The sequence below is a fragment of the Pseudorhodoferax aquiterrae genome, from assembly GCF_014652235.1.
Taxonomy (GTDB): domain Bacteria; phylum Pseudomonadota; class Gammaproteobacteria; order Burkholderiales; family Burkholderiaceae_C; genus Pseudorhodoferax; species Pseudorhodoferax aquiterrae.
Genome location: NZ_BMYK01000006.1, coordinates 200,518 through 227,474 on the forward strand (window position 1 = coordinate 200,518; position 26,957 = coordinate 227,474).

Consider the following 26,957-nt stretch of genomic DNA (forward strand, 5'->3'; position numbering starts at 1 on the left):
TAGGACGGCGCACAGCCGCACGGGCAGGCAAGGCCGCGTGCGCGTGCGCGGCGCGCGCCAGGCGCGCCGTGGGTGGCTCAGACGCCTTCGACGATGCGGATCTCGCGCTCGGCGCCGTCGCCCAGCGCATCCAGCGCTGCGCCGTAGGCCGCGCTGTCGTGCGTGGCCACGGCCTGGGCCACGCTGTCGAACTCGATCAGCACGGTGCGCTGCTCCAGCCCGGCCTCGTAGACCTTGGCGGGCAGGCCGCGTGCGAGGAAGCGGCCGCCGCCGGCGGTGATGGCCGGGCCGGCCAGCTGGGCGTAGGCGGCGAGCTTGTCGGGGTTGCTGACCGCGCGGTAGGTCGAGATCCAATAGGCTTTGGGCATGTCGGTGTCCTGGGTTGGGGTGGGGCGTTGCAGGGCCGCAGGGCTGCGGCGGCGCGGCTACTCTAACCGCATATCGCCAGCCGGACGCACCGGTGCGCGCGCCTGGCGTTGTGGCTTAGCATGCGGCCGACACAGAACAAACAAGCGCGCACCCGCGAGACAAGCACCAACGATGAGCGCCGGCACCCACAGCCCTCCCTTCGGCACCCTGCACCGCATCGCCCGCATGATGCAACTCTCGCAGGCCATCGCCCTGGCCCTGCTGCTGGTGTTCGGTGCCCTGCTGTGGCGCAACATCGCCGACTTCCGCAACGCCGATGCGCTGGTCGACCACACGCACGAGGTGCAGGAAGAGATCGACCGCGTGCGCGCCAGCGTCATGCTGGGCGGGCTGGCGCTGCGCAACTACGCGATCTCGCCCAGGCCCGAGTTCCTGGAACGACTGGCCCGGACATCGGCCGAATCCCGCGATGCCACCGAGCGCCTGCAGGAGCTCGTGCAGGACAACCCCAGCCAGACCACCCGCGCCCGCGAAGTGCATTCGGAGACCACCGAGATCCTCGGCTGGTACGGCAGCTCCAGCGTGATCGCGCAGCGCGACGGTGCGGCCGCGCTGCAGGCCTCGCTGGCTGCACGCGTGAACATCGACGCGAGCCAGCGCCTGCGCGAGCTGCTGGACGTGATGGACACCGAGGAACGCACGCTGCTGGAGGCGCGGCGCGACGCCAGGGAGACGGGCTTTCAGTCCGTCAAGCGCTGGAGCGCGGCCATCGGCCTGGTGTTCGTGCTGTTCACGGCCGGCGCCATCGTGCATGCAGGCCGGCTCGTGGGCCTGGGCGAATCCAGGCTCAAGACCCTGCACGACGACGCCGAGAAGGACCCGCTCACCGGCCTGGCCAACCGCCGCGCCATCGACCGCGCCGCCCAGGCCCAGGCCGGCCGGCCCATGGCCGTGATCAGCTTCGACCTCGACCTGTTCAAGCCCGTCAACGACCGCCATGGCCATGCGGCGGGCGACCAGGTGCTGCGCACCGTGGCCGCGCGGCTGCAGCAGCAATCCCGCCACGGCGACACCGTGGCGCGCACGGGCGGCGACGAGTTCGTGATCCTGCTGCCGGGCCTGGCGGATGTGAAGGTGCTGGAGGGCATCGCGGCGCGCGTGCGCAGCACGGTGGGCGAGCCGATCGATTTCGACGGCGTGGCGCTGCGGGTGGGCGCCTCGGTGGGGTACGCGTGTTCGGACGGCAGCCAGCGCTTCGAGCAGCTGGCGGCGCAGGCGGATGCGATGTCTTACGAGGAGAAGAAGCGGGGGAAGGTGGGGCGGGTGTGAGGGGACACGTGCGGGCCGCGCATCAGGGCGCGCCGTGCTTGCGGCTGGTGCCGCGGGCGGTGGCCACGGGGTACTTGCGCGCGTTGACCTGGATCTTGGCCTGCGCCGCGGCAATGGGGTCGATGCCCAGCGCATCGGACAGCTGCACGAGGTAGAGCAGCACGTCGGCGATCTCGGCAGCCACGGCCTGCTTCTGCTCAGGCTGCAGCGCGCGGCTTTGTTCCTCGGTCATCCACTGGAATTGCTCCAGCAGTTCGCCGGCTTCGACGATGAGGGCGGATGCGAGGTTCTTGGGAGCGTGGAATTGCTGCCAGTCGCGTTCGGCGGCGAAGGCGGCGAGTTGGTGGCGGAGGGAGGTGAGGGAGTCGGGCATGAGGACTGAATGCTTTGCAGGCGCGAGACACTAGTTTGGATTGCATTCGATGGTGCCGGCGGCTTTGAAATTCCAGAAATTTCCGAACGCCGATTGCCACGCTCGCGCCCGCGGATCTGAAAAGCTGCCCCGCGCCCTCGCCAACATCGATCCCATAAAGCTGAACGTCAGCAGTGCAGCGGTTGCGGCCGGTCGATAGCCGAAGACTAGGGACAGCTTTGCAACGCATCGTCGACCCTTGAGCTCACCCTGCCGCGCGGAGCACCAGCGACTCCTTGGGCAGAATCGAGCACTTCGGGTGCTTACCTGACCCGGTTCCCTTGCCCATGGCCATCAAGAAATCCGACCTCTATTCGTCTTTGTGGGCATCGTGTGATGCCCTGCGCGGCGGCATGGATGCCAGCCAGTACAAGGACTATGTCCTGTTCATGCTGTTCATCAAGTACGTTTCAGACAAGTACGCCGATAGCCCAGACCTCCGCCCCGCCATCGTCATCCCGCAAGGCGCCAGCTTCAGAGACATGGTGGCGCTCAAGGGCAAGAGTGACATCGGCGACCGGATCAACACCGACATCATCCAGCCGCTGGTCGACGCCAACACCCGCTTGGCCCGTACCGACTTCCCGGACTTCAACGACCCCAACAAGCTCGGCGAAGGCAAGGACATGGTGGACACCTTGTCCAACCTGATCGGCATCTTTCAGAAGCCAGAACTCGACTTCTCGAACAACCGCGCCGAGCACGACGACATCCTCGGCGATGCCTACGAGTTCCTGATGCGGCACTTCGCCACCGATTCTGGCAAGTCGAAAGGGCAGTTCTATACCCCGTCGGAGGTGAGCCGCGTCATCGCGCAGGTGATCGGCGTCTCGCCCGAGAACGCGAAAGCCTCGACGACGGCGTACGACCCGACATGCGGCTCGGGCTCGCTGCTTCTGAAGGTGGCCGCCCAGGCAGGCAAGCGCATCACGCTCGAAGGGCAGGAGAAGGACGTGACCACCGCGGGTCTCGCCCGCATGAACATGATCCTGCACGACTTCCCCACGGCCAATATCCTCTCGGGGAACACCTTGGCCGCACCGAAGTTCAAAGGCACAGACGGTCAATTGCGCACCTACGACTATGTGGTGGCCAACCCGCCGTTTTCCGACAAGGCCTGGAGCACCGGCCTCGTGACGCCCCTGAAGGAGAACGACCCCTACAAGCGCTTCAGCTGGGGCGACCCACCGGCCAAGCAGGGCGACTATGCCTACCTGCTGCACATCATCAGGTCGATGAAGAGCACGGGCAAAGGCGCCTGCATCCTGCCCCACGGTGTGCTCTTCCGTGGCAACGCCGAGGCGGTGATCCGTGAGCAACTGGTTCTCTCTGGCATTCTGAAAGGCATCATTGGCCTGCCGGCCAACCTGTTCTACGGCACCGGCATTCCAGCCTGCATCGTGGTGCTCGACAAGCAGAACGCCTCGGCCCGCAGGGGCGTGTTCATGATCGATGCCTCCAAGGGCTACACCAAGGACGGCAACAAGAACCGCCTGCGCGAGCAGGACATCCACCGCATCGTCGACACCTTCACCCGCCAGGTGGACACGCCCCGCTACGCGCGCATGGTGCCACTGGCCGAGATTGCCGACCCGAAGAACGACTTCAACCTCAACCTGCCGCGCTACATCGACAGCAGCGAACCCGAAGACCTGCAGGACATCGACGGCCACCTGCGTGGGGGCATCCCCGAGCGCGATCTCGATGCCTTCGCTGCCGACTGGCAGGTGCTGCCCGGTGTGCGGCAAGCCCTGTTAGAGTCCGCCGGCCGCCCCGGCTACGCCCAACTGAAGCTGCCGCTGACCGAGGTGAAGTCCACCGTGCTCGGCCATCCGGAGTTCGCCGCGTTCACGAACAAGGTGAATACCTTGTTGGGCAAATGGCAGCAGGCGATCACGCCACGACTGATGGGTTTTGACCGGGGCGATCATCCCAAGGCCTTGATCGACACCGTGTCCGAAACCCTGCTCGCCGCCTTCCAGGCCGCCCCGCTGCTGGACGCGTATGACGTGTACCAGCATCTGATGGACTACTGGGCCGAGACCATGCAGGACGACGCCTACCTCGTGGCCGCCGACGGCTGGGTGAAGGGCGCGCAGCCGCGCGAGATCGTCAAGGTGCCCAACAAGGACAACAAGCTCGTCTGGCCCGAAGCGCACGACTACCTGCAGGGCAAGCGGCGCTTCAAGTCCGACCTGATCCCCAAGGCTTTGCTCGTGGCGCGCTATTTCGCCAAGGAGCAGACCGCCATCGACGCCACCCGCGCCGAACTGGAAGCACTGCAAGCGCAGCTCACCGAGCTGGAAGAAGAACATAGCGGTGAGGACGCTGTGTTCTCCGGCTTCGACAGCATCACCGCCGCGGCAGTGAAAGATCGCGTCCGGGAAATCAGCGAAGGCGGAGATGGTGACGACGCCGACGAGTTGGCGGTTCTAAAGCAATGGCAGCGCCTCGCCGACACGGTGGCTGCGCTGAAGAAGCAGCTGCGCGAGGCCGAGGCCGCGCTCGACACACTGGCCTTCCAGAAGTACCCCAAGTTGAAAGAAGCCGAGGTCAAGGCCCTGGTGATAGCCGACAAGTGGCTGGCCCGCCTGCACGCCGACGTGCAGGGCGAGCTGGACCGCATCTCGCAAACGCTGACCGGCCGCATCCGCGAGCTGGCCGAGCGCTATGCCACTCCGCTGCCACAGCTCACCGACGAGGTCGAAGCCCTGGCTCGCCGCGTTGACGAGCACCTCAAGAAGATGGGCTTCGCATGGCACTGAGCACCACACCGAGCGCCCCCCTAAACGCCAGCGACGGCTACCGCCAGCTGGTGCAGCAGATTTCCAACACCTACACCCAGGGGCGGGTGCAGGCGGTCCAAGCCGTCAACGCCCAGCTCGTGCAGACCTACTGGCAGGTGGGCCGCCACATCGTCGAGTTCGAGCAGGCCGGCCAGGTGCGCGCCGAGTACGGCAAGGCGCTCATCGACACCCTGGCGGCCGACCTGGGCCTGCGCCACGGCAAGGGTTTCAGCCGCAGCAACCTCATCCGCTTCCGCCAGTTCTACCTGGCCTACCCGGCCCTGGTCGAGAAAAGTGCGACGCCGTCGCACCAATTGACCTGGTCGCACATCGTCGAGCTGCTGAAGATCGACGACCCGCTGGAACGCGGTTTCTATGAGCAGCAGGCGCTGCGCGAGCGCTGGTCGGTGCGCGAGCTGGTGCGCCAGAAAGACAGCGCGCTCTTCCTGCGCCTGGCCGCCAGCCAGGACAAGGCGGGCATCCTGCAACTCGCAGCCCAAGGCCAGGTGGTCGAACAACCGGCCGACCTGCTGCGCGAGCCCTATGTGTTCGAGTTCCTGAAGATCCCCGAGCCCTACCAGGTGTCGGAAACGCAGCTCGAAACCCTGCTGTGCGACCACCTGCAGCCCTTCCTGCTGGAGCTGGGCAAGGGCTTCACCTTCGTCGGCCGGCAATACCGCGTCACGATCAACGGCACGCACCACCGGGTGGACCTGGTCTTCTACCACCGCATCCTGCGCTGCTTCGTGCTCATCGACCTGAAGCTGGGCGAGGTGCAGCACCACGACATCGGGCAGATGAACCTGTACCTGGGCTACTTCGCCGTTGAGGAGAACGTGGAAGGCGACAACCCGCCGGTCGGCATCATCCTCAGCCGGCAGAAGGACGAGCTGCTGGTGGAGTACGCGACTTATGGCATGAGCAGTCAGCTGTTTGTGCAGAAGTACCAGCTGTACCTGCCGGATCGGGAGGCGCTGCGGCGGGAACTGGAGGAGACGTTGCGGGAGGCGGGACAGTGACTCCAAAAGGATGGGAAGTTGCGTCGCTGAACGACTGCGTTCTGCCCAACGCTCCGATTTGCTATGGCATCCTGATGCCCGGGCAGCACTGTGCCGGTGGTGTGCCTGTTGTGAAGGTGAGAGATATCTTTGACGGACGCATAGACGAATCCGACTTGCTTTTCACCCATCCGTCGATTGATGGAGCGTACAAGCGATCTCGGTTGGCGGCAGGCGATCTGTTGATAACGATTCGAGGAACTACAGGGCGTGTCGCGTTTACGCCCTCCACGTTGGCCGGCGCAAACATTACCCAAGACACGGCTCGAATCAGAGTCAAGGGCGGCACATCGAGTGACTTCGTCTATTTCGCGCTCCAATCCGAACAAGCTCAACAACAGATCGCTCTTCACACGATTGGTCAAGCAGTCAAAGGCATCAACATTCGAGATGTACGACGGCTTACGTTCCCGATCCCGAAAAAGGAGGACGAGCAGCGTGCAATTGCTAGAGCACTGAGCGATGTAGACGCCGTGCTGGCTGGGCTGGATCGGCTCATCGCCAAGAAGCGCGACCTCAAACAGGCCGCCATGCAGCAACTCCTCACAGGCCAAACTCGCATGCCCGGTTTCACCGGCAAATGGAAAGTCATGAGCTTGGGCGAGCTCTTTGAGTTCAGCGGTGGCTACGCCGCGTCGCGCGATGAGCTGTCGAGCGAGGGGCACCGTTATCTTCACTACGGAGACATTCATGGCTCGTCGAAAACGTCCATTGATACAACCCTGGATGCCCAAGACATTCCAAGGTTGGACGTTTCATTGAAGCAAGTCTCGCCCGACTCTCTTCTTCACCACGGTGACGTTGTGTTCGTGGACGCCTCCGAAGACGACGAGGGGACGACGAAGCACGTTGTTGTCTCGAATCAAGAGGGGCACCCGTTCATCGCGGGCTTGCACACGATAGTTGCGAAGCCACGGACGGCCGACTTGACGCATGAGTACCGGCACTACTGTTTCCAGACGGAAGCCGTGCGGAAGCAGTTTCTTTTCTACGCTGTTGGAACGAAGGTTTCGGGCATCAGCAAGACGAACATCGCGAAGGTGTTCTTACCGATACCGTCAACGAATGAGCAGGTCGAAATTGCCTCCATGCTGACCGACATGGAAAGCGAACTCGCCGCACTCCACTCGCGCCGCGACAAGACCCGCGCACTCAAGCAAGCCATGATGCAAGAGCTGCTCACCGGCCGAATTCGATTGATCTGAATGGCCGAGCACTGAACAACAAAGCCTCAGGAGAAGCGTGATGCCCACCGTGCCGCCTCCATCGCCGCGTTCCGAACGCCGCACGCAGAACCGCGTGGCCGCGCTGTTCACCACGCCGGAGGCCGCCGGCGGCCTGGGCTACCGCCACCTCGGCGACTGGAGCAAGCGCCCCGACGCGAGCACACGCAACCGCCCCATCGAACCGGCGCTGCTGCGGGACAACCTCACTGCGCGCGGCTACTCACCCGCCCACATCGCCGCCGCGCTGCAGAAGCTGGAAACCGCCGCGGACAGCACCGGCATCACGCTCTACCAGGCCAACCTGCGCACCTACCAGTTGCTGCGCTACGGCGTGCCGGTGCAGGTGGCGCCCGGCAAACCGAACGAGACGTTGCACCTGATCGACTGGGCGCACCCCGAGCGCAACGACTTCGCGCTGGCCGAAGAGGTGACACTGAAGGGCGGTCACGAACGGCGACCCGACATCGTGCTCTACCTCAACGGCCTGGCCGTCGTGGTGATCGAGCTGAAGCGCAGCTCGGTGGAGGTGGCCGACGGCGTGCGCCAGCTCATCAGCAACCAGGAAGAGATCTTCAACAAGGGTTTCTTCAGCACCGTGCAACTGGTGCTGGCCGGCAGCGACTCGCAAGGGCTGCGTTACGGCACCGCCGACACGAAGGAGCAGTTCTTCGTGGAGTGGAAGGACGAGGCGCCCGCCGAAGCCGGTGCCGCGGCCGCGGAAGGCGCGTTGCTCGACCGGCCATTGGCCCAGCTGTGCCACAAGGCGCGGCTGCTCGACCTGATGCGCCACTTCGTGATCTTCGATGGCGGGCAGAAGAAGGTGCCACGCCAGCACCAGTACTTCGGCGTGAAGGCCGCCCAGGCGCGCATCGCACAGCAGGAAGGCGGTGTGATCTGGCACACCCAGGGCAGCGGCAAGAGCATCCTGATGGTGCTGCTGGCCAAGTGGCTGCTGGAGCACGACGCGCAGGCGCGCATCCTTGTCGTCACCGACCGCGACGAGCTGGACAAGCAGATCGAAGGCGTGATGAAGAACGCCGGGGTGATCGGCACTGACGCGCCCTCGCCCCGCACCACCTCGCGCGCCGACTTCATGCAGAAGCTGGGCACGGCCAATCCGCGCCTGCTGTGCGCGCTGATCCACAAGTTCGACGCGGCCGACCTGAAGGGCGAGCCACCCGCCGTACAGGGCCGCTTCTACGTGTTCGTGGACGAATGCCACCGCACCCAGGGCGGCGACATGAACAAGCAGATGAAGCGCTGGCTGGCCAGCGCCATCTTCATCGGCTTCACCGGCACGCCGCTGCTGCGCAAAGACAAGCTGATGACGCGCGATGTGTTCGGCACCTACATCCACACCTACAAGTTCCACCAGGCGGTGGCCGACAAGGTGGTGCTCGACCTGAAGTACGAAGCCCGCGACGTGCCGCAGCGGCTGACCTCGCAGCGCGCCATCGACCAGTGGTTCGAGCAGAAGACGCGCGGGCTCAACAACTTCCAGAAGTCGGTGCTGCGGCAGCGCTGGGCCACGATGGAAGAGCTGATGAGCGTCGAAGAGCGCAAAGCGCGCATCGCGGCCAGCATCATCCACGACTTCGCCGTGAAGCCTCGGCTGAACAACGAGCGCGGCACGGCCATCCTGGTGGCCCCCAGCATCTACGACGCCTGCCACTACTACCGCATCTTCCAGGCCAAGCCCTTCGGCCAATACTGCGGCATCGTCACGTCGTACGAGCCGAACCACAATGCGATCTCGCGTGAGCCGAAAGACAGCGACGAACGCTACAAGTTCGACACCTACACCAGGCACGTGCTGGCGAAGAACCAGACCACGAAGCAGTATGAAGACGAGGTGAAGCGCCGCTTCAAGGAGGAGCCGGCCAACCTGAAGCTGCTGATCGTGGTGAGCAAGCTGCTCACCGGCTTCGACGCACCGAGTTGCAGCTACATCTACCTCGACAACGAGCTGCGCGACCACAACCTGTTCCAGGCCATCTGCCGCACCAACCGGCTGGATGGCGATGACAAGGACTACGGCTACATCGTCGACTTCAAGGAGCTTTTCGGTGATGTGCAGCAGGCCATCGCGGTCTACAGCTCCGACGAGCTGGACATCGACAAAGGCAGCGGCGGCGAGAACAACGTGCACCTGAAAGACTGGCTGGCCGAAGGGCGGCACCAGCTCGACCAGGCCCGCGAGGCCCTGCACTACCTGTGCGAGCCCGTGCCGCTGCCGCGCGAGGTGGAACAGTTCCTGCACTATTTCTGCGGCGATGCGGCCGCGCCCGATGCCTTGCTCAAGACCGAGGCGCTGCGCATTTCGTTCTACAAGGCCGTGGCAGTCTTCGTGCGCGCCTTTGCCGCACTGGCGCAGCACCTGGGCGAAGCGGGCTACTCGGAAGCCGAAGCGGCCACGCTGCAGCGCGAGCTGGACTTCTACACCTTCACGCGGGCCAGCATAAAACGCCACTCGGGTGAGGAGCTGGACATCAAGCCCTACGAGGCGGACATGCGCCACCTCATCAACACCTACATCCAGGCCGATGCGGCCGAAGACCTGGGTGAGCTGGGCGAGATGTCGCTCACCGAGCTGATCATCGAGACAGGCATCCACGATGCGATCGCGAGAAAGCTCAACGCGAAGGGCAAGCTGTCGAAGAACGCGATTGCCGAAGGCATCATCAACAACGTCCGCAAGACGATCATCCGCGACCAGCTGACCGATCCGCGCTTCTACGAGCAGATGTCGAAGCTGCTGGACGATCTGATCCGGCAGAGCCGGGCCGATGCGGCCGCCTACGAAGAGTTTCTGCGCAAGGCCGAGGCGCTGGTGAGGCAGCTGGGCGCGAAGCGCGGTGAAGACGGCGTGCCGGCGGCCTTGCATGGCCGGCATGAGGCGGCGGTGATCTACAACAACCTGGGCTCGCTGCCAGCGACCACCTTCAAGTACCCGACGGCCGATGACGACAAGGCGGCGCTGGCGCTGAAGATCGACCTGACCGTGCGCGAGAACGCCCCGGCGGGCTGGTATGGCGACGACGCCCGCGAGGCGCAAGTCGTGAACGCGCTGTTCCCCATCCTGGAGCGCGACCGCACGGCCACCGAGGCAGTATTCGAGATCGTCAAGAACCAGCCGGGCTACCAATGACCGAGACCATTCGCCTGGGCGAGGTGTCGATCCGGGTGACCCGCAAGGACGTCAAGAACGTCCACCTGACGGTGCATCCGCCGAATGGGCGGGTGACGCTCACGGCGCCCGCTGCCACACGGCTCGATGTGGCCCGGGCCTATGCAATCTCGAAGCTGGGTTGGATCAGAGCTCAGCAATCGACGCTCACGGCGCAGGCCCGGGAAGCCCCTCGGCGTTTCGTCGGGCGCGAGAGCCACTACCTGTGGGGGCGCCGGTATCTGCTGAGCGTCGACTTTCAAGACGCCAAGCCCGCCGTGACGCTGGACCACAAGCGCATTCGTTTGACCGTTCGCCCGGGCAACGAGGAGAGTCAACGCGCGGCGGTGATACACGAGTGGCACAAGTCACTGCTGCACCACGTCGTGCCACCGCTGCTGCGCCACTGGGAACAGCGGCTCGGCGTCAAGGTCGAGCGCTACTTCCTTCAGAGGATGAGGACCAAGTGGGGCAGTTGCAACCCTGAGGCGGGGCACATCCGGCTCAATACCGAACTGGTGAAGAAGCCAAAGGACTTGCTGGAGTACGTGATCGTCCACGAGATGGTTCACCTGCTGGAGGCAAGCCACAACGATCGCTTCGTGACGATCCTGTCTGAGCATTGGCCGCAGTGGCGCGAAGCTCGGCAAGAGCTCAACGAATTACCGCTGGCCTCCGAAAAGTGGGGGCGATGACGCTCGCTTCTTGCAGGGCATTTGATGTCCGCCAATGCTGTCAGCAGTCATTCGAAGGAACTCGATTGAGCTTTCCCTTCAGTTCCGACCCGACGTTCGCCACCATGGAAGCAACGACAGCGGATGGCCGATTTGAGTCTTTGAGTTCGTCCTAGGAATTGCTCGGGGCCAATCAGCGCGAACAAAAAAAGCCATGAACGACTCGTCCGTGGCTTTTCATTGATGGCACCCAGCTTGAGCGCGGATGAGCCAGGTGATCTACTACGTCAAACGTCGATGTTGCCCGCCCGCAGCGCATTCGTCTCAATGAAATCCCGCCGCGGCTCCACCTCATCCCCCATCAGCATCGTGAACACCCGGTCCGCCTCGATCGCATCGTCGATCTGAACCTTCAGCAGGCGCCGCACCTCGGGGTCCATCGTGGTCTCCCACAGCTGCTCGGGGTTCATCTCGCCCAGCCCCTTGTAGCGCTGGCGGCTGGTGGCGCGTTCGGCTTCACCGATCAGCCAGCGCATGGCCTGGCGGAAGTCGCCGACCTTTTCTTCCTTCTGGCGCTCGCCCTCGCCGCGCATGACCTTGGCGCCTTCGCTGAGCAGGCCGCGGAAGGTGTTGGCGGCTTCGGCCAGCGCGGCGTAGTCGGCGCCGTGCACGAAGTCCTGCGTGATCACGCTGCTGCGCACGTTGCCGTGGTGGCGGCGGCTGATGCGCAGCACGGGCTTGTCGGTGCGCACATCGAATTCGCCGGCCACCTCGGCACCGCTGCCCAGCGCGCGCAGGCTGGCCTGCAGCGCCACGGCCGAGGCTTCGGCGTCGGCCACGGTGTCCAGGTTCAGCGTCACGCCGTCGGCGATGGAGCGCAGGGCCTCGGCGTCCATGAAGTTGGTCAGGCGGGCGATGACCGATTCGGCCACCTGGTGCTTGCGCGCCAGCTCGGCCAGCGTGTCGCCGCTGATGGTGGTGCCGTTCTCGCCGCCCGTGTAGACCGAGGCGTTGACGAGCGCGATGCGCAGCAGGAAGACGTCGAGCGCCGAGGCGTCCTTGAGGTAGAGCTCTTCCTTGCCGGCCTTGACCTTGTACAGCGGCGGCTGCGCGATGTAGATGTGGCCGCGCTCCACGAGCTCGGGCATCTGGCGGTAGAAGAAGGTCAGCAGCAGCGTGCGGATGTGGGCGCCGTCCACGTCCGCGTCGGTCATGATGATGATGCGGTGGTAGCGCAGCTTGGCCACGTCGAAGTCGTCGCCCCCGCCCGTGCCGCCGGCCTTGCCGATGCCGGTGCCCAGCGCCGTGATCAGCGTGAGGATTTCATTGCTGGTGAGCAGCTTCTCGTAGCGCGCCTTCTCCACGTTCAGGATCTTGCCGCGCAGCGGCAGGATCGCCTGGAACTTGCGGTCGCGGCCCTGCTTGGCCGAGCCACCGGCGGAGTCGCCCTCCACGATGTAGATCTCGCACAGCGCGGGGTCCTTCTCCTGGCAGTCGGCCAGCTTGCCGGGCAGGCCCATGCCGTCCAACACGCCCTTGCGGCGCGTCATCTCGCGGGCCTTGCGCGCGGCTTCGCGCGCCTTGGCCGCCTCGACGATCTTGCCGCAGATGATCTTGGCGTCGTTGGGGCGTTCCTGCAGGTAGTCGGTCAGCAGGCGGCCGACGATGTCTTCCACCGGCGCGCGCACCTCGCTGCTGACGAGCTTGTCCTTGGTCTGGCTGGAGAACTTGGGCTCGGGCACCTTCACGCTCAACACGCAGGTGAGGCCTTCGCGCATGTCGTCGCCGGTCACCTCGACCTTGGCCTTCTTGGCCAGCTCGTTCTCTTCGATGTACTTGTTGATCACGCGCGTCATCGCCGCGCGCAGGCCCGTGAGGTGGGTGCCGCCGTCGCGCTGCGGGATGTTGTTCGTGAAGCAGAGCACCTGCTCGTTGTAGCCGCTGTTCCACTGCATGGCGACTTCCACGCCGATGTGCGTGCCGGCGATGCCGCCGTAGGTCTCGGCCGGGCGCTCGCCCTCGGCGTGGAACACGTTGGGGTTCAGGACGGTCTTGCCCTTGTTGATGAAGTCGACGAAGCCCTTGACGCCGCCGGCGCCCGAGAAGTCGTCTTCCTTGCCGCTGCGCTCGTCCTTGAGCTTGATGTTGACGCCGTTGTTCAGGAAGGAGAGCTCGCGCAGCCGCTTCGAGAGGATCTCGTAGTGGAAGTCGTTGTTCTCCTTGAAGATCTCGGTGTCGGGCAGGAAGTGCACCTCGGTGCCGCGCTTCTCGGTCTCGCCGACGATCTTCATGGGCGAGATCTCGACGCCGTTGACCTGTTCGACGATGCGGTTCTGCACGAAGCCGCGCGAGAACTCCAGCGCATGCTGCTTGCCTTCGCGGCGCACGGTCAGGCGCAGCCACTTGGAGAGCGCGTTCACGCACGAGACGCCCACGCCGTGCAGGCCGCCCGAGACCTTGTAGCTGTTCTGGTTGAACTTGCCGCCGGCGTGCAGCTCGGTCAGCGCGATCTCGGCGGCCGAGCGCTTGGGCTCGTGCTTGTCGTCCATCTTCACGCCCGTGGGAATGCCGCGGCCGTTGTCGACGACGCTGATGGAGTTGTCGCTGTGGATGGTGACGAGGATCTCGTCGCAATGGCCGGCCAGCGCTTCGTCGATGGAGTTGTCGACCACCTCGAACACCAGGTGGTGCAGGCCGGTGCCGTCGGACGTGTCTCCGATGTACATGCCGGGGCGCTTGCGCACGGCCTCCAGGCCTTCGAGGATCTGGATGGCGCCTTCGCCATAGCCCTCGCTGGCACCGGCCTGGTGGGCGTCGATGCGTGGCGTCTCCGTGCCGTTGGTGGGCGTCGGAACGGGTTGGCTTTGGTCGGTCATGGCGTACTTTCTACAAACTCGAAAAGAGCGAACCCGCGCCGGGTGGACGCGGGCCGCAGCGGCAGCCGGAAGGGCTGCGCGCTCAGATGCGCATCGGCATCACGACGTACTTGAAGCTGGCGTTCTCGGGAATGGTCAGCAGCGCGGAGCTGTTGCCGTCGGACAGTTCGATCTTGACCATGTCCTGCTGCATGTTGGTCAGCGCATCGATGAGGTAGGTGACGTTGAAGCCGATCTCGATGCTGTCGCCGCCGTAGTCGATGTCCAGCTCGTCCTGGGCTTCTTCCTGCTCGGCGTTGCTGGAGGCCACGCGCAAGGTGCCGGGCTCCAGGTTCAGGCGCACGCCCTTGAACTTCTCGCTGGTCAGGATGGCGGTGCGCTGCAGGCTGGCCAAGAGGGCCTGGCGGCCCAGCGTGATCGCGTTCTTGTGGTTCTTGGGGATCACGCGGTTGTAGTCGGGGAACTTGCCCTCCACCAGCTTGGTGACGAACTCCATGCCGCCGAAACGGAAGCGCGCCTGGTTGTTGGCGAACTGCAGCTCGATCTGCGGGGCTTCGTCGCCGCCGGCATCGGAGAGCAGGCGCTGCAGCTCCAGCACGGTCTTGCGCGGCAGGATCACCTCCTGCTTGGGCACTTCCACCTCCAGCGTGGCCGAGGCGAAGGCCAGGCGGTGGCCGTCGGTGGCCACCAGGCTCAGCTGCTTGCCTTCGGCCACGAACAGGATGCCGTTGAGGTAGTAGCGGATGTCGTGCACGGCCATCGCGAAGGCGACCTGGCCGAGCAGCTCCTTGAGCGTCTTCTGCGGCACGCTGAAGGCGGGGCCGAACTCGGCCGATTCCTGCACCAGCGGGAAGTCTTCGGCCGGCAGCGTCTGCAGCGTGAAGCGGCTCTTGCCGCCCTTGAGCACCAGCTTGTTCTGGCTCGACTCGAGCGAGACGGTCTGGTCGGCCGGCATGGTGCGCAGGATGTCGATGAGCTTGCGCGCGCCCACGGTGGTGGTGAAGCCGCCGTCGTCGCCGCCCAGCTCGGCCGTGGTGCGGATCTGGATCTCCAGGTCGCTGGTGGTCAGCTGCACCTGGTTGCCGTTCTTGCGCAGCATCACGTTGGCCAGGATGGGCAGCGTGTGGCGCCGCTCCACGATCCCGGAGACCGATTGCAGAACCGCAAGCAGGGTGCTCTGGGGGGTCTTCAGGACGATCATGTCAACAACCTCTCGGTGAAATTCTTGTGGAGCTGGTGCAAAAGCTTCGCATTTTCGCCTGAATCCACGCCGCGATCTGCGACGGCCGTGGTGCACATGCAGGCGTGTGGCAAGGAGCCGGGCCTCATCCCTTCAGCGTCTGTTCCAGCACGTGCAGTTGCTGGTTCAGCTCGGCCAGCTGCTGGCGTTCGCCGCCGATCTTGCGCACGGCATGCAGCACGGTGGTGTGGTCGCGGCCGCCGAAGAGCTCGCCGATCTCGGGCAGGCTCTTCTGCGTGAGTTCCTTGGCCAGGTACATCGCGATCTGGCGCGGCCGCGCGATGCTGGCCGGGCGCTTCTTGCTGTACATGTCGGCGACCTTGATCTTGTAGTAGTCGGCCACCGTCTTCTGGATGTTCTCCACGCTGATCTGGCGGTTCTGGATCGACAGCAGGTCGCGCAGCGCCTCGCGGGCCAGCTGGATCGAGATCTCCTTCTGGTTGAAGCGCGAATAGGCCAGGATCTTGCGCAGCGCGCCTTCGAGCTCGCGCACGTTGGAGCGCACGTTCTTGGCGACGAAGAAGGCCACTTCCTCGGGCATCTCGGTGCCTTCGGAGATCGACTTGTTGATCAGGATGGCCACGCGCATCTCGAGCTCGGGCGGCTCGATGGCCACCGTGAGGCCGGAGTCGAAACGCGACACCAGGCGCTCGTGGATGTCCGGCAGACCCTTGGGATAGGTGTCCGAGGTCATCACGATGTGGCTCTTCTTGGCCAGCAGGGCCTCGAACGCGTTGAAGAACTCTTCCTGCGTGCGGTCCTTGTTGGCGAAGAACTGCACGTCGTCGATCAGCAGCAGATCGAGCGAGTGGTAGCGCTCCTTGAACTCGTCGAAGGTCTTGCGCTGGTAGGACTTGACCACATCCGAGACGAACTGCTCCGCATGGATGTAGAGAACTTTGGCGCCGGGCTTCTCCTCGAGCAGCCGGTTGCCCACGGCGTGCATCAAGTGCGTCTTGCCCAGGCCCACGCCGCCGTAGATGAACAAGGGGTTGTAGAGCTGGCCCGGCGAGCCCGCCACGTGCATGGCCGCCGCGCGCGCCATGCGGTTCGCCGTGCCCTCCACCAGGGTGGAAAACGTGAGGGCCGAATTGAGGCGGTTCTTGGGTGGACCAGGGGAGATTTCCTCGCCCAGATCGGCCGGCTCGGACTGCGCGCTGATCTCGCGCGCCAGCTGCAAAGGCGTAAGCCTGGCAACGTTTTCCCGCGGAGTGATGGCTAACTCGAGCTGGATGGGCTGGCCGTAGAGGTTCTCCAGCATCTGGGTGATACGGCCACTGTATTGCGCGCGGATCCAGTCGAGCTTGAAGCGGTTGGCCACGTACACCGTGACCTTGCTGAAATCACCCGTCACCTGGGCCGTCAAGGGCTTGATCCAGGTGTTGAACTGTTGTTCTGGAAGTTCCTGGGCAAGCTGCTCGATGCAGGCCTGCCACAGGCTGTCGCCGGCGGCACCGCTGGCATGGTTCCCCTCGATCATGCGCCGCCCAGCTCCTGTGGATAAATGTTTTTTTGAAGCACCCGGCATTCTAGGTGTGCGGGTAGTTGTCCACAAGCTGAAAGGGCATGTGGCGCGGCCGACACAGAAGTGCATTGAACCCTTGCCAAGCAGGCCCGTGCTTGTGGCAAAACGATTTTTGGCGATAATCGCCGGTTCCCCGAGGTTTGGCCCTGTCTGGCGTGTTCATGCACCCATGAGCGTCCAGCGTGGTGCCGCGGGTGCGGATCGGTCGGTCATCGCGCGTGCATGTCGCACGCATGCTGGTGCCGGCCTGGTTTCGGCACCGAACCTGTGGTCCGCATGCGGGCAACGCCAAGGCGCTGCCCGCCGAAACTGATTTCCAAGGAAGTGACATGAAACGCACCTACCAACCCTCCAAGATCCGCCGCGCGCGCGTCCACGGTTTCCTGGCCCGCATGAAGACCCGCGGCGGCCGCGCCGTCATCAACGCGCGCCGCGCCAAGGGCCGCAAGCGCCTGGCGGTCTGAGTCTCTTGCGGGTGGCCTGCTTCGCGTCGGCTCCCCGCATGGCTGTCTCCCCTTTCTCGGTGCCGCTGTGCAGCGACTCAAGACGCGCGCGCAGTTCCAGGCCGTGATGGCCGGCACCACCGTCTCGCGGACAGCCCACTTCGCCCTGCATCGCATCGCGCTGCCTGCTCCCCCTGTGGACGAGCAGGCCGGCGCGCGTCCGCTGTTCCCCGTCACTGACTGCTGGATCGGCGCCGTGCTGCCCAAGCGCTGGGCGCGCCGCGCCGTCACGCGCAACGCCATCCGCCGCCAGATCTATGCGGTCTGCGGCGAGCATGCGGCCGCCCTGCCCCAGGCCGTCCATGTGGTGCGGCTGCGCAGCGGCTTCGACCGCAAGCAGTTCATCAGCGCCACCTCCGTGCAGCTCAAGCAGGCGGTGCGCGGCGAGCTCGAGCAGCTCGTGCGCAGGGCCGCTTCGTGATGCAGCGCGCCCTCATCGCGCTGGTGCGCGGCTACAAGCTGCTGCTGAGCCCCTGGCTGGGCTCGGCCTGCCGGTTCGAACCCAGCTGCTCCACCTACGCCATCGGCGCGCTGGAGCAGCACGGTGCGGGAATGGGCAGCTACCTTACACTGCGCCGGCTCGCGCGTTGCCATCCCTGGTGCGATGGCGGACACGACCCGGTGCCCGCGCAGCGGCCCCGCCTCTTCGGCCGGCTGTTCCCGTCTTCCTCCGACTAGCCTTCCATGAACGATATCCGCCGAACCATCCTGTGGGTGATCCTTGGTTTCTCCCTGGTGATGCTGTGGGACAAATGGCAGATCCACAACGGTCGCCAGGCCACCTTCTTCCCGACGCCCACGGCCACCGCGCCGGCGGCCGCCTCGTCGGCGCCGGGCAGCGCGGCGGCGGCCGCATCCGCGCCCGACAGCGCCGTGCCCACGGCCGTCACGGCCGCGGCGCCGGCTGGCGCGGGCCAGGTGCCCGGCACGCCCGCCGCGCCGGCACCGGCGCGTGAGCGCGTGGAGGTCAGCACCGATGTGCTCAAGCTCAGCTTCGACACGGCCGGCGGTTCGCTGGTGCGCGCCGAACTGCTCAAGAACATCGACCTGCACGACCCCAGCCGCCACTTCGTGCTGTTGGACGAAAGCCCGGAGCGCGTCTACCTGGCCCAGACCGGCCTGATCGGCGCGCCCGGCCTGCCCAACCACACGACCGTGATGACGGCCGTGCCCGGCCCGCGCCAACTGGCCGACGGCAGCAACACGCTGGAAGTGCGCTTCGAGTCGCCCGAGAGCGGCGGCGTGAAGCTGGTCAAGACCTACACGCTCACGCGCGGCTCCTACGCCATCGGGGTCAAGCACGAGGTGGTCAACACCGGCACGGCGCCGGTCACGCCCCAGGTGTACCTGCAGCTCGTGCGCGACGGCAACAAGCTGCCCGGCGAGTCGAGCTTCTACTCCACCTTCACGGGCCCGGCGGTCTACACCGAAGCCAAGAAGTACCAGAAGGTCGAGTTCAAGGACATCGAGAAGAACGACGCCAAGTTCGAGACCAAGTCCGCCAACGGCTACGTGGCCATGGTGCAGCACTACTTTGCCAGCGCCTGGCTACTGGGCGACGGCATCGAGCGCGACATCTTCGCGCGCAAGGTCTCCAACAACCTGTACGCCGTGGGCATGATCAGCACACTGCCGGCCGTGGCGCCGGGTGCCAGCCAGGTCGCCGAGTCGCGCCTGTTCGTCGGCCCGCAGGAAGAGAAGATGCTGGAGTCGCTGACGCCGGGCCTGGAGCTGGTGAAGGACTACGGCTGGCTGACCATCCTGGCCAAGCCGCTGTACTGGCTGCTGGACAAGCTGCACAGCGTGCTGCAGAACTGGGGCTGGTCCATCGTGGCGCTGGTGTTCCTGCTCAAGCTCGCGTTCTACTGGCTCAACGCCAAGGCGTACGCGAGCATGGCCAAGATGAAGGCGGTGAACCCGCGCATCCAGGAGATGCGCGAGCGCCTGAAGGACAAGCCGCAGGAAATGCAGCAGGCCATGATGAAGATGTACAAGGAGGAGAAGATCAACCCCTTGGGCGGCTGCCTGCCCATCATGATCCAGATCCCCGTGTTCATCGCGCTGTACTGGGTGCTGCTGTCCAGCGTGGAAATGCGCGGCGCACCCTGGATCGGCTGGATCAAGGATTTGTCGGCACCCGATCCGTGGTTCCTGCTGCCCGTCATCATGACGCTGACCACGCTGCTGCAGACGGCCCTGAACCCGGCCCCGCCGGACCCGATGCAGGCCAAGCTGATGTGGTTCATGCCGCTGGCGTTCTCGGTGATGTTCTTCTTCTTCCCGTCCGGCCTGGTGCTGTACTGGATCACGAACAACATCCTGTCCATCGTGCAGCAGTGGGTCATCAACACCCGCATGGGCGTGCCGCCGCAGTTCAACCTGCCGAAGTTCAAGTAAGCCGGCAGACGATCTCCACCAGGGGCCGCGCAAGCGGCCCTTGTCTTTTGTACATTCCACAGCCCATGAGCGCCTCGCCCCGCGACCCCATCGTTGCCATCGCCAGCGCACCCGGCCGCGGCGCGGTGGGCATCGTGCGCGCCTCGGGCCGCGACCTCGCGCTGCTCGTGGCGGCCCTGTGCGGCCGCACGCTCAGGCCCCGCGAGGCCACCTACCTGCCCTTCCGCGACGCGGACGGCAGCGCCATCGACCATGGCCTGGCCCTGCACTTTCCGGCGCCGCACAGCTACACGGGCGAAGAGGTGCTGGAGCTGCAGGCCCACGGCGGCCCGGTGGTCATGCAGCTGCTGCTGGCGCGCTGCCTGCAGGCTGGTGCCGGCATCGGCCTGCGCGCGGCCGAGCCCGGCGAATTCACGCAGCGCGCCTTCCTCAACGACAAGCTCGACCTGGCGCAGGCCGAGGCCGTGGCCGACCTCATCGACGCGAGCACCGAGGCGGCCGCACGCAGCGCCAGCCGCTCGCTGGCGGGCGAGTTCTCGCAGGAGGTGGACGCACTGCGCGAACGCCTGATCCACCTGCGCATGCTGGTCGAAGCGACGCTGGACTTCCCCGAGGAAGACATCGACTTCCTGCGCAAGGCCGACGCCCAGGGCCAGCTCGACGGCCTGCAGCAGCAGTTACAGGCCGTGCTCGCGCGCACGCGCCAGGGTGCGCTGCTGCGCGAGGGCATCACGGTGGTGATCGCCGGGCAGCCCAACGCGGGCAAGTCGTCCCTGCTCAACGCGCTGGCCGGCGCCGAGCTGGCCATCGTCACGCCGATCGCGGGCACCACGCGCGACAAGGTCGAGCAGTCCATCCAGATCGAGGGCGTGCCGCTGCACGTGGTCGATACGGCCGGCCTGCGCGACAGCGACGATCCGGTCGAGCGCATCGGCATCGAGCGCGCCTGGGGCGCCATCGCCAAGGCCGACGCCGTGCTGTTCCTGCACGACCTGCTGCGCCGGGACGACCCGGTCGCGCAGCAGGCCGATGCGGACATCGCGCAGCGCCTGCCCGCTGGCGTGCCCGTGCTGCAGGTCTGGAACAAGCGCGATGCCGCAGGCGACGGTCCGCTGCCGCAGGGCCTGCACCTGTCGGCCAAGACCGGCGCGGGGCTGGCCGAACTGCGCGCCGCGCTGCTGCAGATCGCGGGCTGGCAAGCGCTGCCCGAAGGCGTGTACCTGGCGCGCGCGCGCCACGTGCAGGCGCTCGGCCGGGTGCAGGAACACCTCGACGCCGTGGGGCTGCACCTGGCCGATGGGCGGACGCTGGACCTCATGGCCGAGGAACTGCGGCTGGCGCAAAATGCCCTGAACGAAATCACCGGCGCCTTCGGATCGGACGATCTGCTGGGCGTCATCTTCTCCCGGTTCTGCATCGGCAAATAGCCGCAGGAGCACGCCCCCCCGCCATGAACGCCATGCCGCCCCCCGCCCGTTTCGACATCCAGGACCTGATCCAGGCCATCGCGGCCGCCAAGGTCGACGACCAGCTGTTGCTGCAGCTGACGCCCGCGCAATGGGAGGTGCTGGCGCCCTACCTGCAACCGCTGGCGCTGGCGGCCGGACAGGTGCTGTTCAAGCAGGGCGCGGCCGACCGCACGCTGTACTTCGTCGAGAGCGGCAACCTGAGCGTGCACTACGAGGACGAGCAGGGCGAGGTGCGGCTGGCCATCATCAGCGCCGGCTCGGCCGTGGGCGAAGGCAGCTTCTTCTCGCGCGCGCCGCGCAGCGCCACGGTGCAGGCCGGCATGCCGGCGCGGCTGTGGAGCCTGTCGCCGCTGCGCTTCGGCGAACTGACCAACCGCCGGCCGGAACTCGCGCTGGCCGTGGCCATGGCAGCCGGCGCCGTGGTGTCCAGGCGCATGGTGAACCGGCGCCGCCGCGACGCAGTGACTTGAGATGACGGTGTTGGACGACAGCGCACTGGCCGGCCTGGACCCGGCCGCGGTGCGCAAGGTGGAACGCGCGGACCGCCGCGCACAGCTGTTCGCCGTGGTGCGCGAGGCCATGGCGCAATGCGGCTTTCCGGCCGAGGGCTACCGCTTCAAGGTGGTGGCGCTCGATGCCGATGGCTGGCGCTACCTGGTGCTGGTCGACCTCGCGCCGGCACTGGAGGCCAGCGAGGCCGACCCCGGCCCGGTGCAGGGCCTGGTGGCCGTGGCGGCCAAGATGCGGGCCGACATCGTCGTCGAGGGCGTGTACTGGCGGCCCGCGGCGGCCGAGCCGGGCGCCGCCGCGCCGGCCGCCGGCGGCTGATCAGCCGCGCAGCAGACGGCCCTCGGCCAGGGCCAGGGCTTCGGCCCGGCCCGACAGCACGACCGTGTCGCCATCCTGCAGCACGGCCTCGTCGTTGACGGGCACCGCGGCGCCGCCCATGCGGCGCAGCTGCACCACGCGGGCGCCCAGCGCGTGCAGTGCCAGATGGCCCAGCGGCTTGCCGAGCGAGCGCGAGGCCAGCGTCAGCGACACCGTGGCCAGCCGCTCGTGGTCCAGCTCGTCCTGGCCGTCGTCGTCTGCGCCGTGGAAGTAGCCGCGCAGCAGGTCGTAGCGCGCATCGCGCTGGTCCTGCACCAGCCGCAGCACGCGGCGCATCGGCACGCCCACCAGCGCCAGCGCGTGGCTGGCCAGCATCAGCGAGCCTTCGATGGCCTCGGGCACGACCTCGGTCGCGCCGGCCTGCTGCAGGCGTTCGAGGTCGCGGTCGTCCTGCGTGCGCACGATCACGGGCACCTGTGGCGCGTGGGCGCGCACATGCGCCAGCACCTTCAGCACGCCGGGCACGTCCAGGTAGGTCAGCACCACGGCGCTGGCCCGCGCCAGGCCTGCGGCCATCAGCGCCTGCAGCCGCGCGGCGTCGCCGAACACCACCGAATCGCCGGCCGCGGCGGCCAGGCGCACGCGGTCGGGGTCCAGGTCCAGCGCCATGTAGGGGATGGACTCGCGCTCCAGCATGCGCGCCAGGTTCTGGCCGCAGCGGCCGTAGCCGCAGATGATCACGTGCTTGTTGGCGTTGATGGAGCGCCGCGCGATGCTGGTCATCTGCAGCGACTGCTGCAGCCAGTCGCTGCTGACGAAGCGCGTCACGATGGCGTTGCTGTACATCACCATGAAGGGCGTGGCCAGCATCGAGAGCACCATGCTGGCCAGGATGGGGTTGAGCAGCGTGGGCGGCACCAGGCCGCGGTTGTTGGCCAGGGTCAGCAGCACGAAGCCGAACTCGCCGGCCTGCGCGAGGTACAGGCCGGTGCGCAGCGAGACCCCGGCCGAAGCGCCCAGGCCGCGCGCCAGCGCCGTGATCAGCGCGAGCTTGAACAGCACCGGCAACGAGATCAGCAGCAGCAGCAAAGGCCAGCGCTCCAGCACGATGCGCCAGTCCAGCATCATGCCGATGGTGATGAAGAACAGGCCCAGCAGCACGTCGTGGAAGGGCCGGATGTCGGTCTCCACCTGGTGCTTGAACTCGGTCTCGGAGATCAGCATGCCGGCGATGAAGGCGCCCAGCGCGAGCGACAGGCCGGCCAGCTCGGTCAGCCAGGCCAGGCCCAGCGTGATCAGCAGCAGGTTCAGCACGAACAGGTCTTCGCTCTTGCGCCGCGCCACCAGCGTGAGCCACCAGCGCATCACGCGCTGCCCGCCCGTCAGCAGCAGCGTGATCAGCAGCACCGCCTTGACCATGGCCAGTCCCAGCGCGAACAGCATCTGCTCCGCCGAGGCGCCCAGCGCGGGGATCAGCACGAGCAGCGGCACCACGGCCAGATCCTGAAACAGCAGCACGCCCATCACGCGCTTGCCGTGCTCGGACTCGAGCTCGATGCGGTCGGCCATGAGCTTGACCACGATGGCCGTGCTGCTCATGGCCAGCGCACCCGACAGTGCCACCGCCGTCTGCCAGGGCATGCCCCACCAGCGCGGCGCCGCAGCAGCCAGCGCGAGGGAGGCGCCCGTACCCACGAGGATGGTCAGCACCACCTGCCACAGCCCCAGCCCGAACACATGCCGGCGCATGGCGCGCAGCTTGGGCAGGTTGAATTCCAGCCCGATCACGAACATCAGGAACACCACGCCGAATTCGCCCAGGTGCTTCACGCTCTCCGAGTTCTGCGCGAGGGCCAGAGCGTTCGGCCCGATCAGCACGCCCACCGTCAGGTAGCCCAGCATGGGCGGCAGCTTCAGCGTGCGGAACAGCACCACGCCCAGCACCGCAGCCAACAGATAGACCAGCGTGAGTTCGAGCGAGGACATGGTGCGCGCATGCTAGCGTGTTGCCCGTGCCAGGCCGCGGGCTCTGGACGGCGCCACAGGGGGCGCTCGATAGAATTCGCGCCATGACATCACCGCGCGAACGCGTCCAGACGCTGGACACGGCACAGGTCATCGGCCTGGCGCAAACCACCTTCGACATCGAGGCCGCGGCCGTGCTGGGGCTCAAGGCCCGCGTGGGCGAGAGCTTCGTGCGCGCCGTGCAGCGCATCCTGCACCTGAGCGGCCGCGTGGTCGTGATGGGCATGGGCAAGAGCGGCCACGTCGGCCGCAAGATCGCCGCCACGCTGGCGTCCACGGGCACGCCCGCGCTGTTCGTGCACCCGGGCGAGGCCAGCCATGGCGACCTGGGCATGGTGACCGCGCAGGACCTCGTCATCGCGATTTCCAACAGCGGCGAGAGCGCCGAGCTCAACCTGATCCTGCCCGTGCTCAAGCGCCAGGGCGTGCCGCTCGTGGCCATCACGGGCGGGCTGCAGTCCACGCTGGCGCGCCATGCCGACGAGGTGCTGGACAGCGGCGTCGAGAAGGAAGCCTGTCCGCTCAACCTGGCACCCACGGCCAGCAGCACGGCCCAGCTGGTGATGGGCGACGCACTGGCCGTGGCCCTGCTCGAGCTGCGCGGCTTCAAGGCCGAAGACTTCGCGCGCTCGCACCCCGGCGGTGCGCTGGGCCGGCGCCTGCTGACCCATGTCAGCGACGTGATGCGCAGCGGCGCCGAGATGCCCACCGTGGCCGCGGACACGCCGCTGGCCGAGATGATGCGCGAGATGAGCGCCAAGGGCGGGCTGGCCGCCATCGTCGACGACGCACTGCGCGTGCAGGGCGTGTTCACCGACGGCGACCTGCGCCGCCTGGTCGAAAAGGGCAGCGACCTGCGCGCCGTGCGTGCCGGCGAGGTCATGCACGCCAAGCCGCGCACCATCCGCGCCGATGCGCTGGCGGCCGAGGCCGTCGAGCTCATGGAGCAGCACCGCATCACCGCCGTGCTGGTGGTCGACGCGGCCGGCACGCTGGTCGGCGTGGTGCACATCGGCGACCTCATGCGGGCCAAGGTGATCTGATGGCGCGCGCCCCGGTGCTGAGCCATCCGCCCGAGCTGCTGCTGCGCGGCCAGGACGTGCGCGTGGCCTTCTTCGACGTCGACGGCGTGCTGACCGACGGCAGCCTGTACTTCACCGAGCTGCCCGATGGCGACGCGCGCGGCGCGGCCGAGACCATCAAGCGCTTCCACACGCTGGACGGCATGGGCATCAAGCTGCTGCAGGCCGCCGGCATCACGCCGGCCGTGGTGACGGGGCGCGATTCCGTGGCGCTGCGCGCGCGGCTGAAGGCCCTGGGCGTGGTCCATGCCCGCTTCGGCACGGAAGACAAGCGCCCCGCTGCCGAAGCCATCCTGGCCGAACTGGGCCTGGAATGGAGCGCGGCCGGCGCCATCGGCGACGACTGGCCCGACCTTCCCGTGCTCAACCGCGCCGCGCTGGCGGCCGCCCCGCCGCATGCGCACCCCGAGGTGCTGGCTGCGGCCCACTACGTCACGCGCATGGCCGGCGGCCAGGGCGCCGCGCGCGAGTTCTGCGACCTGCTGCTGATGGCGCGCGGCCGCTACGCCGAGCTGCTGGCGCCCTACCAGGCATGAAGATGTTCGCCCTGCTGCGCGATGCCTGGGAGCGCCTGTCCATCTACCTGCCGCTGGTGCTCATGGTGCTGCTGGCGCTGGGCACCTACTGGCTGGTGCGCAACGCGCCCACGCTGGCGCAGCCCGCCGTGGCCCGGCCCGTGAACCACGAGCCCGACTACTTCATGCGCAATTTCTCGGTCAAGACCTTCGACGCCAGTGGCCGGCTGCGCAGCGACATCCGCGGCGAGCAGGCCTGGCATTACCCGGACACCGACACGCTGGAGATCGCCAACGCCAACATCCGCTCGCTCAACGAGCAAGGCCATGTGACGGTGTCCACGGCCAAGCGCGCGCTCTCGAATGCCGACGGCTCCGAGGTGCAGCTGTTCGGCGACGCCGTGGTGGTGCGCGAGTCCGTCAAGGGCGCCGATGGCCGCATGCTGCCGCGCCTGGAGCTGCGCAGCGAGTTCCTGCACGCCTACACCAATGTGGAGCGCGTGCGTTCGCACCTGCCGGTGGAACTGCTGCGCAACGGCGACCGCTTCACGGCCGACCGCATGGACTACGACAACCTGGACCGTTTGCTGCAGCTCGATGGCCGCGTGCGCGGCACCGTCACGGGCCGCAAGCCCTGACACCATGGCGGCACCGCTGGCCTTCATCACAGGCGCGTCCAGCGGCATCGGTCAGGCGCTGGCGCTGCGCTACCACCAGGCCGGCTACGCGCTGGCGCTGGTGGCACGTCGCACCGACGAGATCGAGCGCTGGCGCAGCGAGCAAGGCCTGGATCCAGCGCGCGTCGCGGTCTACGGCGCCGACGTGGCCGAGGCCGACAGCATCATCGCCGCCGCGCAGCTGTGTCTGCAACACCAGGGCCTGCCCGACGTGGTGATCGCCAATGCCGGCATCAGCATCGGTGTGGACACGGCCGAGCGGGAAGACCTGGCGGTGTTCGCGCGCATCCTGGCCGTCAACAACCTGGGCATGGCCGCCACCTTCCACCCCTTCATCGCGCCCATGCGGGCGCGCGGCAGCGGCACGCTGGTGGGCATCGCCAGCGTGGCCGGCATCCGCGGCCTGCCCGGCCACGGGGGCTACTGCGCGAGCAAGGCCGGCGTCATCTCCTACTGCGAAAGCCTGCGCGGCGAACTGCGCCCGTCCGGCGTGAAGGTCGTGACCATCACACCGGGCTACATCGACACGCCGCTCACGCGCCGCAACCGCTACGGCATGCCGTTCCTGATGACGGCCGAACGCTTTGCCGACAAGGCCTATGCGGCGATCGAGGGCGGGGTCAGTTACCGCGTGATCCCCTGGCAGATGGGCGTGGTCGCCAAACTCATGCGCGCGCTGCCCAATGCCTGGTTCGACAGACTGCTGGTCGGCCGTGCGCGCAAGCCGCGCCAGGGCGCAGGCGGCTGAGACCGCAGCAACAACACGCGCCCAGCAAAAAGGCTCCCGAAGGAGCCTTGTT

Annotated in this window: 23 protein-coding genes; 17 read left to right on the plus strand and 6 right to left on the minus strand. The window is 66.7% G+C overall.

From position 1 onward, the window contains the following. Positions 1 to 77: 77 nt before the first annotated feature. Complete coding sequence (locus IE209_RS12845) at positions 78 to 368, minus strand: DUF1330 domain-containing protein (RefSeq protein ID WP_189687346.1); 291 nt, start codon at positions 366 to 368, stop codon at positions 78 to 80. Positions 369 to 540: 172 nt separating this feature from the next. Here IE209_RS12845 and IE209_RS34320 point away from each other — a divergent pair, with 172 nt between their 5' ends. Beyond that, on the plus strand, positions 541 to 1,698 hold the full coding sequence (locus IE209_RS34320) for a diguanylate cyclase domain-containing protein (RefSeq protein ID WP_308433173.1): 1,158 nt from the start codon (positions 541 to 543) through the stop codon (positions 1,696 to 1,698). Positions 1,699 to 1,720: 22 nt separating this feature from the next. Here the strand turns inward: IE209_RS34320 and IE209_RS12855 are convergent, their stop codons facing one another. Next, positions 1,721 to 2,071: a nucleotide pyrophosphohydrolase gene (locus IE209_RS12855; protein ID WP_189687347.1), complete on the minus strand. Its 351-nt coding sequence runs from the start codon at positions 2,069 to 2,071 to the stop codon at positions 1,721 to 1,723. Positions 2,072 to 2,397: 326 nt separating this feature from the next. Here IE209_RS12855 and IE209_RS12860 point away from each other — a divergent pair, with 326 nt between their 5' ends. The 5 genes from IE209_RS12860 to IE209_RS12880 all read left to right on the plus strand — a co-directional run bounded on the left by IE209_RS12860 (position 2,398) and on the right by IE209_RS12880 (position 11,041). Then, the gene (locus IE209_RS12860; RefSeq protein ID WP_189687348.1) at positions 2,398 to 4,875 is read left to right on the plus strand and encodes a type I restriction-modification system subunit M; all 2,478 of its coding nucleotides are present in this window, start codon (positions 2,398 to 2,400) and stop codon (positions 4,873 to 4,875) included. Next, entirely contained in the window at positions 4,866 to 5,915 is a 1,050-nt protein-coding gene (locus IE209_RS12865) for a PDDEXK nuclease domain-containing protein (RefSeq protein WP_189687349.1), read from the plus strand. The genes IE209_RS12860 and IE209_RS12865 overlap by 10 nt, the downstream gene beginning before the upstream one ends. A gap of 74 nt (positions 5,916 to 5,989) precedes the next feature. Then, the gene (locus IE209_RS12870; RefSeq protein WP_189687350.1) at positions 5,990 to 7,159 is read left to right on the plus strand and encodes a restriction endonuclease subunit S; all 1,170 of its coding nucleotides are present in this window, start codon (positions 5,990 to 5,992) and stop codon (positions 7,157 to 7,159) included. A 40-nt stretch (positions 7,160 to 7,199) separates the two neighbouring features. After that, entirely contained in the window at positions 7,200 to 10,328 is a 3,129-nt protein-coding gene (locus tag IE209_RS12875) for a type I restriction endonuclease subunit R (RefSeq protein ID WP_189687351.1), read from the plus strand. Continuing rightward, positions 10,325 to 11,041: a M48 family metallopeptidase gene (locus IE209_RS12880; RefSeq protein ID WP_189687352.1), complete on the plus strand. Its 717-nt coding sequence runs from the start codon at positions 10,325 to 10,327 to the stop codon at positions 11,039 to 11,041. Before IE209_RS12875 ends, IE209_RS12880 begins: the two co-directional genes overlap by 4 nt. Positions 11,042 to 11,307: 266 nt before the next feature. Here the strand turns inward: IE209_RS12880 and gyrB are convergent, their stop codons facing one another. From gyrB to dnaA, 3 genes are all read right to left on the minus strand, one after another. Continuing rightward, the gene (gyrB, locus tag IE209_RS12885; RefSeq protein WP_189687353.1) at positions 11,308 to 13,896 is read right to left on the minus strand and encodes a DNA topoisomerase (ATP-hydrolyzing) subunit B; all 2,589 of its coding nucleotides are present in this window, start codon (positions 13,894 to 13,896) and stop codon (positions 11,308 to 11,310) included. An 82-nt stretch (positions 13,897 to 13,978) separates the two neighbouring features. Further along, the gene (gene dnaN, locus IE209_RS12890) at positions 13,979 to 15,097 is read right to left on the minus strand and encodes a DNA polymerase III subunit beta (protein ID WP_189687354.1); all 1,119 of its coding nucleotides are present in this window, start codon (positions 15,095 to 15,097) and stop codon (positions 13,979 to 13,981) included. 124 nt (positions 15,098 to 15,221) lie between these two features. After that, positions 15,222 to 16,616: a chromosomal replication initiator protein DnaA gene (gene dnaA / locus IE209_RS12895; RefSeq protein ID WP_189687355.1), complete on the minus strand. Its 1,395-nt coding sequence runs from the start codon at positions 16,614 to 16,616 to the stop codon at positions 15,222 to 15,224. A gap of 374 nt (positions 16,617 to 16,990) precedes the next feature. Here dnaA and rpmH point away from each other — a divergent pair, with 374 nt between their 5' ends. From rpmH to IE209_RS12930, 7 genes are all read left to right on the plus strand, one after another. Beyond that, entirely contained in the window at positions 16,991 to 17,125 is a 135-nt protein-coding gene (gene rpmH / locus IE209_RS12900; RefSeq protein ID WP_056665202.1) for a 50S ribosomal protein L34, read from the plus strand. A gap of 67 nt (positions 17,126 to 17,192) precedes the next feature. Continuing rightward, positions 17,193 to 17,585: a ribonuclease P protein component gene (locus IE209_RS12905; protein ID WP_189687356.1), complete on the plus strand. Its 393-nt coding sequence runs from the start codon at positions 17,193 to 17,195 to the stop codon at positions 17,583 to 17,585. Further along, on the plus strand, positions 17,582 to 17,842 hold the full coding sequence (gene yidD / locus IE209_RS12910; protein ID WP_189687357.1) for a membrane protein insertion efficiency factor YidD: 261 nt from the start codon (positions 17,582 to 17,584) through the stop codon (positions 17,840 to 17,842). The genes IE209_RS12905 and yidD overlap by 4 nt, the downstream gene beginning before the upstream one ends. A gap of 6 nt (positions 17,843 to 17,848) precedes the next feature. Next, positions 17,849 to 19,561 carry a membrane protein insertase YidC gene (gene yidC / locus IE209_RS12915; RefSeq protein WP_189687358.1) on the plus strand — a complete coding sequence of 571 codons (1,713 nt, stop codon included), beginning with the start codon at positions 17,849 to 17,851 and terminating at the stop codon, positions 19,559 to 19,561. A 65-nt stretch (positions 19,562 to 19,626) separates the two neighbouring features. Next, complete coding sequence (gene mnmE / locus IE209_RS12920) at positions 19,627 to 20,988, plus strand: tRNA uridine-5-carboxymethylaminomethyl(34) synthesis GTPase MnmE (RefSeq protein ID WP_189687359.1); 1,362 nt, start codon at positions 19,627 to 19,629, stop codon at positions 20,986 to 20,988. Positions 20,989 to 21,011: 23 nt separating this feature from the next. After that, positions 21,012 to 21,500, plus strand: coding sequence for a Crp/Fnr family transcriptional regulator (locus IE209_RS12925; protein WP_189687360.1), 489 nt, complete (start codon positions 21,012 to 21,014; stop codon positions 21,498 to 21,500). Between the two features lies 1 nt (position 21,501). Beyond that, on the plus strand, positions 21,502 to 21,858 hold the full coding sequence (locus IE209_RS12930) for a hypothetical protein (protein WP_189687361.1): 357 nt from the start codon (positions 21,502 to 21,504) through the stop codon (positions 21,856 to 21,858). Here IE209_RS12930 and IE209_RS12935 read toward each other — a convergent pair whose 3' ends face one another. Beyond that, positions 21,859 to 23,844 (minus strand): monovalent cation:proton antiporter family protein, encoded by a 1,986-nt coding sequence (locus IE209_RS12935; protein WP_189687362.1) that lies wholly within the window; start codon positions 23,842 to 23,844, stop codon positions 21,859 to 21,861. An 83-nt stretch (positions 23,845 to 23,927) separates the two neighbouring features. Between IE209_RS12935 and IE209_RS12940 the strand changes: the two genes are divergently transcribed. From IE209_RS12940 to IE209_RS12955, 4 genes are read left to right on the plus strand one after another with little or no spacing between them, the layout of a single operon-like run. Beyond that, a complete protein-coding gene (locus IE209_RS12940; RefSeq protein WP_189687363.1) occupies positions 23,928 to 24,926 on the plus strand; it encodes a KpsF/GutQ family sugar-phosphate isomerase in 999 nt (332 codons plus the stop codon). After that, positions 24,926 to 25,501 (plus strand): KdsC family phosphatase, encoded by a 576-nt coding sequence (locus IE209_RS12945; RefSeq protein WP_189687364.1) that lies wholly within the window; start codon positions 24,926 to 24,928, stop codon positions 25,499 to 25,501. The genes IE209_RS12940 and IE209_RS12945 overlap by 1 nt, the downstream gene beginning before the upstream one ends. A 2-nt stretch (positions 25,502 to 25,503) precedes the next feature. Beyond that, positions 25,504 to 26,118, plus strand: a complete 615-nt coding sequence (gene lptC / locus IE209_RS12950; protein WP_189687462.1) for an LPS export ABC transporter periplasmic protein LptC — start codon at positions 25,504 to 25,506, stop codon at positions 26,116 to 26,118. A gap of 4 nt (positions 26,119 to 26,122) precedes the next feature. Beyond that, complete coding sequence (locus tag IE209_RS12955) at positions 26,123 to 26,905, plus strand: SDR family oxidoreductase (protein WP_189687365.1); 783 nt, start codon at positions 26,123 to 26,125, stop codon at positions 26,903 to 26,905. Positions 26,906 to 26,957: the final 52 nt, after the last annotated feature.

What these genes read in the sequence shown, in the direction of transcription:
- IE209_RS12845 (WP_189687346.1), bottom strand. Translation starts at nt 368, where the DNA reads ATGCCCAAAGCCTATTGGATCTCGACCTACCGCGCGGTCAGCAACCCC.
- IE209_RS34320 (WP_308433173.1), top strand. Translation starts at nt 541, where the DNA reads ATGAGCGCCGGCACCCACAGCCCTCCCTTCGGCACCCTGCACCGCATC.
- IE209_RS12855 (WP_189687347.1), bottom strand. Translation starts at nt 2,071, where the DNA reads ATGCCCGACTCCCTCACCTCCCTCCGCCACCAACTCGCCGCCTTCGCC.
- IE209_RS12860 (WP_189687348.1), top strand. Translation starts at nt 2,398, where the DNA reads ATGGCCATCAAGAAATCCGACCTCTATTCGTCTTTGTGGGCATCGTGT.
- IE209_RS12865 (WP_189687349.1), top strand. Translation starts at nt 4,866, where the DNA reads ATGGCACTGAGCACCACACCGAGCGCCCCCCTAAACGCCAGCGACGGC.
- IE209_RS12870 (WP_189687350.1), top strand. Translation starts at nt 5,990, where the DNA reads ATGCCCGGGCAGCACTGTGCCGGTGGTGTGCCTGTTGTGAAGGTGAGA.
- IE209_RS12875 (WP_189687351.1), top strand. Translation starts at nt 7,200, where the DNA reads ATGCCCACCGTGCCGCCTCCATCGCCGCGTTCCGAACGCCGCACGCAG.
- IE209_RS12880 (WP_189687352.1), top strand. Translation starts at nt 10,325, where the DNA reads ATGACCGAGACCATTCGCCTGGGCGAGGTGTCGATCCGGGTGACCCGC.
- gyrB (WP_189687353.1), bottom strand. Translation starts at nt 13,896, where the DNA reads ATGACCGACCAAAGCCAACCCGTTCCGACGCCCACCAACGGCACGGAG.
- dnaN (WP_189687354.1), bottom strand. Translation starts at nt 15,097, where the DNA reads ATGATCGTCCTGAAGACCCCCCAGAGCACCCTGCTTGCGGTTCTGCAA.
- dnaA (WP_189687355.1), bottom strand. Translation starts at nt 16,616, where the DNA reads ATGATCGAGGGGAACCATGCCAGCGGTGCCGCCGGCGACAGCCTGTGG.
- rpmH (WP_056665202.1), top strand. Translation starts at nt 16,991, where the DNA reads ATGAAACGCACCTACCAACCCTCCAAGATCCGCCGCGCGCGCGTCCAC.
- yidC (WP_189687358.1), top strand. Translation starts at nt 17,849, where the DNA reads ATGAACGATATCCGCCGAACCATCCTGTGGGTGATCCTTGGTTTCTCC.
- mnmE (WP_189687359.1), top strand. Translation starts at nt 19,627, where the DNA reads ATGAGCGCCTCGCCCCGCGACCCCATCGTTGCCATCGCCAGCGCACCC.
- IE209_RS12925 (WP_189687360.1), top strand. Translation starts at nt 21,012, where the DNA reads ATGAACGCCATGCCGCCCCCCGCCCGTTTCGACATCCAGGACCTGATC.
- IE209_RS12930 (WP_189687361.1), top strand. Translation starts at nt 21,502, where the DNA reads ATGACGGTGTTGGACGACAGCGCACTGGCCGGCCTGGACCCGGCCGCG.
- IE209_RS12935 (WP_189687362.1), bottom strand. Translation starts at nt 23,844, where the DNA reads ATGTCCTCGCTCGAACTCACGCTGGTCTATCTGTTGGCTGCGGTGCTG.
- IE209_RS12940 (WP_189687363.1), top strand. Translation starts at nt 23,928, where the DNA reads ATGACATCACCGCGCGAACGCGTCCAGACGCTGGACACGGCACAGGTC.
- IE209_RS12945 (WP_189687364.1), top strand. Translation starts at nt 24,926, where the DNA reads ATGGCGCGCGCCCCGGTGCTGAGCCATCCGCCCGAGCTGCTGCTGCGC.
- lptC (WP_189687462.1), top strand. Translation starts at nt 25,504, where the DNA reads ATGTTCGCCCTGCTGCGCGATGCCTGGGAGCGCCTGTCCATCTACCTG.
- IE209_RS12955 (WP_189687365.1), top strand. Translation starts at nt 26,123, where the DNA reads ATGGCGGCACCGCTGGCCTTCATCACAGGCGCGTCCAGCGGCATCGGT.